At 45.4% G+C, this 8755-nt stretch carries 10 protein-coding genes and 1 tRNA gene; 6 read left to right on the top strand and 5 right to left on the bottom strand.

The window, feature by feature from the left end; genetic code table 11:
• Nucleotides 1-41: 41 nt before the first annotated feature.
• A tRNA-Thr gene (locus Q4A84_RS10865) sits at nucleotides 42-117 on the bottom strand.
• 198 nt (nucleotides 118-315) lie between these two features.
• Between Q4A84_RS10865 and Q4A84_RS10870 the strand changes: the two genes are divergently transcribed.
• Both Q4A84_RS10870 and Q4A84_RS10875 read left to right on the top strand, forming a co-directional pair.
• The gene (locus Q4A84_RS10870; protein WP_303088956.1) at nucleotides 316-1104 is read left to right on the top strand and encodes a polyamine aminopropyltransferase; all 789 of its coding nucleotides are present in this window, start codon (nucleotides 316-318) and stop codon (nucleotides 1102-1104) included.
• 61 nt (nucleotides 1105-1165) lie between these two features.
• On the top strand, nucleotides 1166-1807 hold the full coding sequence (locus tag Q4A84_RS10875) for an alpha/beta hydrolase (RefSeq protein ID WP_303088957.1): 642 nt from the start codon (nucleotides 1166-1168) through the stop codon (nucleotides 1805-1807).
• 62 nt (nucleotides 1808-1869) lie between these two features.
• On the opposite strand, the gene Q4A84_RS10880 is transcribed toward Q4A84_RS10875, so the two are convergent.
• Nucleotides 1870-2721: a neutral zinc metallopeptidase gene (locus Q4A84_RS10880; protein ID WP_303088958.1), complete on the bottom strand. Its 852-nt coding sequence runs from the start codon at nucleotides 2719-2721 to the stop codon at nucleotides 1870-1872.
• A 305-nt stretch (nucleotides 2722-3026) separates the two neighbouring features.
• On the bottom strand, nucleotides 3027-3425 hold the full coding sequence (locus tag Q4A84_RS10885) for an RNA-binding S4 domain-containing protein (RefSeq protein ID WP_303088959.1): 399 nt from the start codon (nucleotides 3423-3425) through the stop codon (nucleotides 3027-3029).
• A 206-nt stretch (nucleotides 3426-3631) separates the two neighbouring features.
• Between Q4A84_RS10885 and Q4A84_RS10890 the strand changes: the two genes are divergently transcribed.
• The 4 genes from Q4A84_RS10890 (at nucleotide 3632) to Q4A84_RS10905 (ending at nucleotide 7336) form a co-directional block, all read left to right on the top strand.
• Complete coding sequence (locus tag Q4A84_RS10890) at nucleotides 3632-4591, top strand: acetyl-CoA carboxylase carboxyltransferase subunit alpha (RefSeq protein WP_303088960.1); 960 nt, start codon at nucleotides 3632-3634, stop codon at nucleotides 4589-4591.
• Between the two features lie 110 nt (nucleotides 4592-4701).
• A complete protein-coding gene (gene tilS, locus Q4A84_RS10895) occupies nucleotides 4702-6048 on the top strand; it encodes a tRNA lysidine(34) synthetase TilS (protein ID WP_303088961.1) in 1347 nt (448 codons plus the stop codon).
• A 69-nt stretch (nucleotides 6049-6117) separates the two neighbouring features.
• Nucleotides 6118-6717: an RNA polymerase sigma factor RpoE gene (gene rpoE / locus Q4A84_RS10900; protein WP_303088962.1), complete on the top strand. Its 600-nt coding sequence runs from the start codon at nucleotides 6118-6120 to the stop codon at nucleotides 6715-6717.
• A gap of 4 nt (nucleotides 6718-6721) precedes the next feature.
• Nucleotides 6722-7336 (top strand): sigma-E factor negative regulatory protein, encoded by a 615-nt coding sequence (locus Q4A84_RS10905; RefSeq protein WP_303088963.1) that lies wholly within the window; start codon nucleotides 6722-6724, stop codon nucleotides 7334-7336.
• Nucleotides 7337-7404: 68 nt separating this feature from the next.
• Here Q4A84_RS10905 and hemB read toward each other — a convergent pair whose 3' ends face one another.
• Nucleotides 7405-8412, bottom strand: a complete 1008-nt coding sequence (hemB, locus tag Q4A84_RS10910) for a porphobilinogen synthase (RefSeq protein WP_303088964.1) — start codon at nucleotides 8410-8412, stop codon at nucleotides 7405-7407.
• A 161-nt stretch (nucleotides 8413-8573) separates the two neighbouring features.
• The coding region (locus Q4A84_RS10915) for a hypothetical protein (RefSeq protein WP_303088965.1) at nucleotides 8574-8755 on the bottom strand (182 nt) is incomplete at its 5' end.

Here is an 8755-nt window from a genome sequence, read left to right on the forward strand (position 1 = left end):
GTCCCTTTTGTATCTCAACTAATTGAAATATCTATAAATAGTGGTGCCGGCGGCAGGATTCGAACTCGCGACCCCCTGATTACAAGTCAGGTGCTCTACCAACTGAGCTACACCGGCATTCAAGAAGTCGGAATTATACCGATTCTCTTGTTTTTGACAAGGGTGTGCGGGCAATTTTTATTATATTTTTTCCATCATTTTGTTTTTTAATAAATAAAAGATATAGCGAAAGCAGTGGTGTTTTCCGGATGGAGAATTTTATCGTCGTGTCGGCATGCTTGTTATAAAATAAACGTTTTTCAGAATCGTTAAATTATGGCTCGTCATCCTTACCGAAGGTTTCATCCTTCGAATTTCAATCTGCCGGAAGTGGGTATTTCCGAAACAGGTAATATCCGCTCGATGCATTTGGGCAGTGAGACGGTTCAAAGTTCGATGAATTTGGATAACCCGGCCGAGCTGGTGTTGTCTTACAGCCGTGCCATGATGGCTTGGCTTTTGTTTGCCGATGCGCCCAGGCACATTACGCAAATCGGTTTGGGCGGCGGTTCGTTTGTGCGTTGGATTGATGCGTTTTTGCCGCAAACCAAGCAGACGGTCGTTGAGATTAATCCGCAGGTCATTCAGGTGGCGCGCGGTTTGTTTGAGCTGCCGTTTGAGGGCGAACAGTTTGAAATTGTCGAAGCCGACGGGGCGGAATATGTGAAAACGCTGTTGGGCGGCACGGATGTGATCTTGGTTGACGGATTTGACGGCGAGCAGATTATCGATGCTTTGGTGAGCGAGGCGTTTTTTTGCGATTGTCGCCGTGCGTTAAGTAAAAACGGTATTTTTGTGACGAACTGGTGGAGTGGCGATAAGCGTTATGGCCGTTTTGTGGAGGGTTTGTTGTCGGTGTTTGAAGGGCGTGTGTTGGAGGTTCCGGCAGAAAGTCATGGCAATGTGGCGGTTATGGCCTTTCAAGATGCACCGCGGGAAGTGCGTTTGGAGCAATTGAAAAAACGAGCGGAGAAATTAAGCAATGCTTATGGATTGGATTTCCGCCGTATGTTGGCAGATTTGAAAGCCAATAATCAGAATAACGGCAAAACTTTTTATTTGTAGTTGATGTCTGTCTGAACATTCGGGTAGGCATGGATGTGCGCTGAAATTTAAGGATGGTTTTATGGCATTGCAATACGACAAAGTGTGGATTGACGGGCCTGCGGGCAAATTGGAAACAATTTATCTGGCGGCGCAAGGTGCGGCGCGCGGGGTGGCGGTTGTCAATCATCCGAATCCGTTACAAGGTGGTACGAATACCAATAAAGTTGTTCAGACGGCTGCTAAGGCTTTGTCTATGTTGGGCTTCCATTGCTATCTGCCGAACTTGCGGGGCGTGGGCGCTAGCGAGGGTGAGCACGATTACGGCAAAGGCGAAACGGAAGATTGCGTGGCCGTAGCTGATTTTGCGCGTGCCAATCATCCTGAAGCAGGTGAGTTGATAATTAGTGGCTTTTCATTTGGCGGTTATGTGGCGGTATCGGCGGCGCACCGTCGCCATCCTGATTTGTTGCTTTTAATGGGGCCTGCGGTTAATCATTATGAGAACCGTGAGCCGGCTTCCGCACCCGATGCCAAGAAAACGTTGATTATTCACGGGGCGGAAGATGAGGTTATTGCGTTGCAAAAGGCTTTGGACTGGGCAGGGCCGCAGGATATTCCGGTGGTTGTGCTGCCGCAGACTTCTCATTTTTTTCATGGCAAACTGATGCCGTTGAGAGATACCATTTTGCGTTTTGCGCCGGCTGTTCTTGACGAGAAGTAAAAGCGATACCGCAGTAAAAATGCCTGTCTGAACATTTTTAGACAGGCATTTTTGTTTGATGTTTAATTGTTTGCAGCAAAGGTATCGCATTGAGCCGGATCACCGCTTTGTAGGCCGCGTTTGAACCATGAAAGGCGCTGAGCAGAGGTGCCGTGGGTAAAGCTGTCGGGTACGATATAGCCTTGGCTTTGTTTTTGCAGGCGGTCGTCGCCTACCGCTTCGGCGGCGTTGAATGCTTCTTCCAAATCGTTTTGCTCAAATAAACCTTGGGCGGCGGCATAGTTGCCCCAGATGCCGGCATAACAGTCGGCCTGCAATTCCAGTTTGACTGAAAGTTCGTTGGCTTTTGCTTTGCTCAGCCCCTGCTGCGCTTGATGGACTTGCGGCAGAATGCCGGTCAGATTTTGGACGTGATGGCCGACTTCGTGTGCGATGACATACGCAAAAGCGGTATCGCCTTCGGCACCAAGTTTGTTCCGCATTTCTTCATAAAAAGACAAATCGAGGTAAACTCTTTTGTCGTTCGGGCAGTAAAACGGGCCGACGGCGGCTTGGCCGTAACCGCAACCGGTTTGAGTGCCGCCCGTATAGAGCGTCATGATGGTAGGTTCATATTTGGCATTGTGCTTTTTGAAATAAGCCGACCAAACTTTCTCCGTGTCTGCCAGAACCACACCCGAAAGTGCTCTGAGCTGGCTTTCAAGTTTGCTGTCGAGCTGGGAAGTCTGGCTGCTTTGCACCGTGGTGCCATTGCCCACACCGCCGACGATGCCGGAGAGGTCTACACCGTAATAAGCGCCGACCAGCAAAACGATAATGCCGATAATGCCGGGGCCTTTCTTACCGCCGCCGCCGGAGCCTTGACTGCGGCGGTCTTCGATGTTTGTGCTTTGTTCACGTCCTTCCCAACGCATGGGTTAACCTTTTTCGAGTGATTCAATCGGGCGCTTATTATAGTTTTTTTATTCTTGGCAGGATAGTTTTCAGATAAAAGGTCAGATGCCTGCCTGAAAATAGATAAACGGCAGATAAAAAAAAGCCGCCGTCTTGAAAACGGCGGAGGAATTACATTATGAAAGGATTACAAAAAATGGGAAAATTAAACACTGTAATATGGGCAGTATTCAAATATGCGAATGAAAGCTGTTGTCGTTCACTCAACATGAGTAAAATGTACATGAAATCGTAATAAATGACAAGTGTTTTGTTTCTTTTGCGATTACCACTCTCTTTTTATTTTATCCAATTGCCGTCGGTCGCGTTTGGTCGGGCGACCGTCAGGGTAGGCTGCGGTAATGCGGCTGGCTTGATCAAGCTGTTTCTGAGCTTCGCGTTGTTGTGTCACCGCAGCATCTTCTTCATATAGCAAACGTGCTTCGGGCGCAGGGCGGCGTTGGTGGTTAAGCGCTTTAACTGTAATCAAATAGGGCAGGGCGTTGAGCGTGAGGTGGATTTTATCGCCCGTACTGATATTTTTACTATTTTTGACTTTAACATTGTTAACCAACACGCGCCCCAGTTCTATATGCTTTTGAGCCAGCGCACGGGTTTTGAAAAAGCGCGCGGCCCATAGCCACTTATCTAGCCGCATGGCGTGTTTGTCTTGAGTTTCAGCCATAATTATCCGATATTTAGTGGGTTTTCAGACAGGTATCAGTTTAACATATTTGTTTTTTCTCGATGCTGAGGAAAGGTTCGATCATTCTACAATTTTTACTTGCTCAACTGTCGTTTATCGCGTAAATTGATATCTTATGCTAACCGTATTTTGCCTGAACTTGCGTTTGGGTAGGAAAAAGTGATGAAGAAAGAGGCACTAAATTTATGAAACCTGTTTTCCTTGACTTCGAACGATCCATTGCTGAATTAAATAATAAAATCGAAGAGTTGCGTTTTGTGCAAGATGGATCCGCAGTAGACATCAGCGAGGAAATCGATCGCTTGCAAAAGAAAAGCAGTGATTTGATTAAGTCTATTTACAGCAAACTCACGCCTGCTCAGGTTTCGCAAGTTTCGCGCCATCCCCAACGCCCGTATACTTTAGATTATGTGAAAGCACTCTGCACTGATTTTCAAGAGCTTCACGGCGACCGGCATTTCGCTGATGATGACGCTATTGTGGGCGGCTTGGCGCGCTTTGAAGGGCAGAGCGTAGTGGTTATCGGCCATCAAAAAGGCCGCGACACCAAAGAGAAAATCCGTCGTAATTTCGGCATGCCTCGTCCGGAAGGCTACCGAAAGGCATTGCGTTTGATGCACTTGGCAGAAAAATTTCGCCTACCGGTATTAACATTTGTTGATACGCCGGGTGCTTATCCGGGTATCGGTGCGGAAGAGCGCAACCAATCCGAGGCCATTGGTAAAAATTTGTATGAATTGACCAAGTTGCGCGTACCGGTTATTTGCACGATCATCGGAGAAGGCGGTTCGGGCGGCGCATTGGCCATTGCGGTCGGCGATTATGTAAATATGTTGCAATATTCGACATATTCGGTCATTTCGCCGGAAGGTTGTGCTTCTATTTTGTGGAAAACCGCAGAAAAAGCAGCCGACGCGGCGCAGGCTTTAGGCATTACTGCCGACCGTTTGCTCAAGTTGAATTTGATTGACCGCATAGTGGAAGAGCCTTTAGGCGGTGCACACAGAAATTACGACGAGATTATGAAGCACTTGAAGAAAATTCTTTCAGAGCAATTGCGTGCCGCTCAAACGATGCCGTTGGCGGATTTGTTAACACGCCGTTTCGACAGAATTATGGCGTATGGTAAGTATCTTGAAAAATAAATAAATTTATACTCAAGTATAAGGATAAGGTGGGCTGAGGCTTGCCTTTTTTCATTTTTATTACAGTAGAATGGCTATATGAAAAAGCCTGTCTGAAAGAGAAGCCTGTCATGCCTGATTTAGATACGCGCTTATTATCGGCAGTTTCCGCTTCGTTCGAACGATGTATCGGGCAAGATGAGGCTGTGGAAGTCGGTTTGAGCGGTGGCTTGGATTCGGTGGTGTTGCTGCATCTGCTTTGTCGTTTGCGGGAAAAAAAGCCTTTTAAATTAAACGCCGTACATGTACATCACGGCCTGCAAACTTTGGCTGACGGCTGGCCCGAATTTTGTGCCAATATTTGCAAAACATGGCAAATTGTGTTGCGGGTTGAATATGTTAAGCCGAATATTAAAAAGGCTGGTATTGAAGCTGGAGCAAGGAAGGCGCGTTACGACGTGTTTGCACATAGCAATTCGGCAAATGTTGCTTTGGCCCACCACCAAGATGATCAGGTGGAAACGTTTATGCTGGCTGCTTTGCGCGGCGGAGGGTTAAGAAGTCTGGCAGCGATGCCGGAACAGCGTGTATTGACGGAAAGCGTGAGAATCTGGCGGCCTTTATTGCAGTTTTCACGTCAAGATTTGGTAGTTTACGCCTATCAGCATGGCCTCTCTTATATTGATGATCCAAGTAATACTGATGAGTCGTTATTGCGAAATTGGCTGAGGCAGCGTGGTCTGCCGGATTTTCGGCAGCGAGTACCCGAATTTGATAAGCATATCATCTCCAGCGTCGACCTTTTACAGCAGGAGTTGGCGGTTTTGGAGGAAGTGGCTGCCGATGATTGGCATAATATCCATCACGCCGGGTTTTTCGATAGCCATATTTGGCGCGCTTTGAGCCCGGGGCGGCAGCGCTTGCAGCTATTACGGTTGACCAGGCAAGAAAATTTGGGTACGCCTACTCGAGCATCTTTAAATGATTTCTGCCGTATTTTGTATGAGCTTGGGAGTAAATCGGCAGAATGGCGCCTGCCAGAGGGTATGGTATATGCTTATCAAAACCGGTTGTTTGGCGTTCGGCATAATTGGTTGGATGATTGTACTTGGTTGAGTGGTCTATGCCCGTCTGAAATAAATGAGTCAGCTTTAAAGAAAGTGCTGATTGCGGCAAACTTTAAGCTGTGTAGACATTTGTACGGTCTTCGTGAAGATATTTTAGAGCATGTAGGTAGGGTAAGGCAGGTTGATACCGATGATGTAATCGAATTGACCGTTGGGCATAAAAAAGTACGAAAACTATTGCAAGAATGCAAGATTCCTCCCTTCGTCAGACCGTATTGGCCTGTCATCACCGATCAAGAAAACCGTTGCATTGCAGTGCCAAACCTGTGGATTAGTCCAAGTTATGCCTGTGTGAACGGCATTTTTCCATGTTTTGAAAAATTTTGTTGCTTTGTTTTGGAACCAAAGTGAAAGTAGCGTGTCATAGCATTAAAACGAAACGTTCTACTTTTGCTTTACCTAAGTTATTTAAGGGTAAGTATGAAGGATCGTGACGTCGATCAAGCGCTGGTTGAGCGCGCTCAGCAAGGTGAGCAAAAAGCTTTTGAGCTGTTGGTATCCAAATACCAACGTCGCTTTATTCGATTATTGTCTCGCTTTGTTAAAGACGAACATATGGTAAACGACGTGGCGCAAGAGGCTCTGATTAAAGCGTATTGTGCATTGCCAAATTTTCGCGGTGAAAGTGCTTTTTATACATGGTTGTATCGTATAGGTATTAACACTGCAAAAAATTATCTGGCGACCAACGGTAGGCTTAGCATGATTAGCGCTGATGTTGCGAACGATGAAGGCGATGTTCTCGATTTAGTTGAGCAAATGGCTCATGAGCATACTCCTGAAGCTGAGTTGATGAACAGGGAGATATTGCAGACGGTTGAAGTCGCAGTATCTAAATTGCCTGATGATTTGCGTCGTGCGATTACGTTGCGTGAACTGGAAGGTTTATCTTACGAAGAGATTGCTCAGATTATGGGTTGCCCGATAGGTACCGTCCGATCTCGTATTTTTAGGGCGAGAGAAGTAATAGCGAGCGACCTAAGACCTTTATTGGATACATCCGAAAACCAAAGATGGTGATGAAATGGCTGAAGAAAAAGATTTTGAAATGGTATCTGCCGCGATGGACGGCGAATTATCTGATGAAGAATTCGACCGTGTGCTGAAAAGTGGCGATGTTCAGGAGAGGTGGTATCAATATCATCTTATCCGAGATTATTTGCAACATAGCCGGCAAGCGGTGGGTAAGGATATAGAATTTACTTCTCAAGCAAGCTTCTTGGCTAAACTGAGTGAAATCACTCAAGAGCGACAAGTAGCTGTTCGTTCTGAGCAGGTGAAACAGAAATCTACTTTAACGCATCATGCGGTAAATAATCATTCTTTCCGCTGGTTTTCTATTGCGGCAAGTGTATTGGCTGCAGCGGTTATTACATGGCAGATGTTGCCAGGAGGTAATGCATCCGAGGGTGGTGTGACTGTAGAGGCCAAAAAACAAGCTCAGCCGTCGGATAGCTCGGTTGTTCCTGTTGCGGCGAAACCGGCAGCGGCAATTGCTGCGGGAAAAGAAGATGGTGTTGTTATGCCTAACGCTGCTGTTGATCAAAATAATGCAGAAATCAAATCTGCCGTACAAGTTGAAAAGCCAGTTGAAGATAAATCGAAGCAATCTAATGAGATTAAACAGATAGCTCAATAAAACGGTAAAATAAACTTTGTTTTGAAAAGAAAGCTTCACTATTTTTATGATAGTGAAGCTTTTTTGCATTATTTTTGTTGTTTAAGTAATTTTGCAGCAGTTATTGCATAGTAAGTCAAAATACCGTTGGCGCCTGCGCGTTTAAAAGCCAAAAGACTTTCTAGAATAACCTTGTCACCCTCCAGCCATCCGTTTTGAATAGCAGCTTGTAACATCGCGTATTCTCCTGATACTTGGTAGGCATAAGTTGGCATGCCAAATTCATCTTTAATACGTCGAATAATATCCAAATAAGGTAAGCCTGGTTTGACCATAACCATGTCGGCGCCTTCCTGAATGTCTAAAGCCACTTCATGCAGTGCTTCATTACTATTGGCAGGATCCATTTGATAAGTTTTCTTATCCGCATTGCCAAGATTTCCCGAGCTGCCTACAGCATCTCGGAAAGGTCCGTAGAAAGCAGAGGCATATTTGGCGGAATAAGCCATAATTCGAGTATGTATATGACCGTTGGCCTCCAGTGCTTCGCGAATGGCTCCGATGCGCCCGTCCATCATGTCGGAAGGGGCGACTACCTGTGCTCCAGCCGAGGCATGACATAATGCTTGGCGGATGAGCACTTCAATGGTTTCGTCATTTAACACATAACCATTTCTGTCAATTAGTCCGTCTTGACCATGAATGGTGTAAGGATCTAATGCAACATCTGTCATGATGCCAAGTTTGGGAAAACGATCATGTAGTGCCTTAATAGCCTTTGGAATTAAACCGTCTGGATTATAAGCTTCTTCTGCATTTTCAGTTTTGTTTTGGGTAATAACAGGAAATAAAGCTATCATCGGAATGCCTAATTCCACCATTTCTTCGGCCGTATAGAGCAGTTTATCCAAGGTTTGGCGTTTTATTCCGGGCATGGAAGCGATATCTTGTTCTTTATTATGCCCTTCCAGAATAAAAACAGGATAAATTAAATCGTTCGGGCTTAATAAATGCTCTTGCATTAAACGGCGAGAGAAGTCATCTTTCCTCATACGGCGCATGCGGGTTGTTGGTATGAAACGATTATTGAAATTCATTTGGATTGCTTTCGGATCTATATTTCAAGTAAAAACATTGGGTATTTTACTCGGAATCTTTTAGATTAAGCCGAGACTTTAGATAAATTTGATTGATGTAAAATATACTTCTTTGAATTTCCTTGATATAAGGCCTGCCTGAAAATTTTCAGGTAGGCATTTTAGGGTATTTGTTTGTTTTTGATTTGAGCGGCTGGTGTGGTGATGTTGTTTAAATAGGGTTGCGGTGTTGTAGAAAAAAATGATGTTGTTAAACAAAGGGATTGATTATTTTGTGGTGATTTGTTCGGGTTGGGGTATTGACGATGTATGAGTTTGGCGGGTATAGTTCGGTTCTTCGCTG

It is taken from the genome of Neisseria sp. (assembly GCF_030527965.1).
Classification (GTDB): domain Bacteria; phylum Pseudomonadota; class Gammaproteobacteria; order Burkholderiales; family Neisseriaceae; genus Neisseria.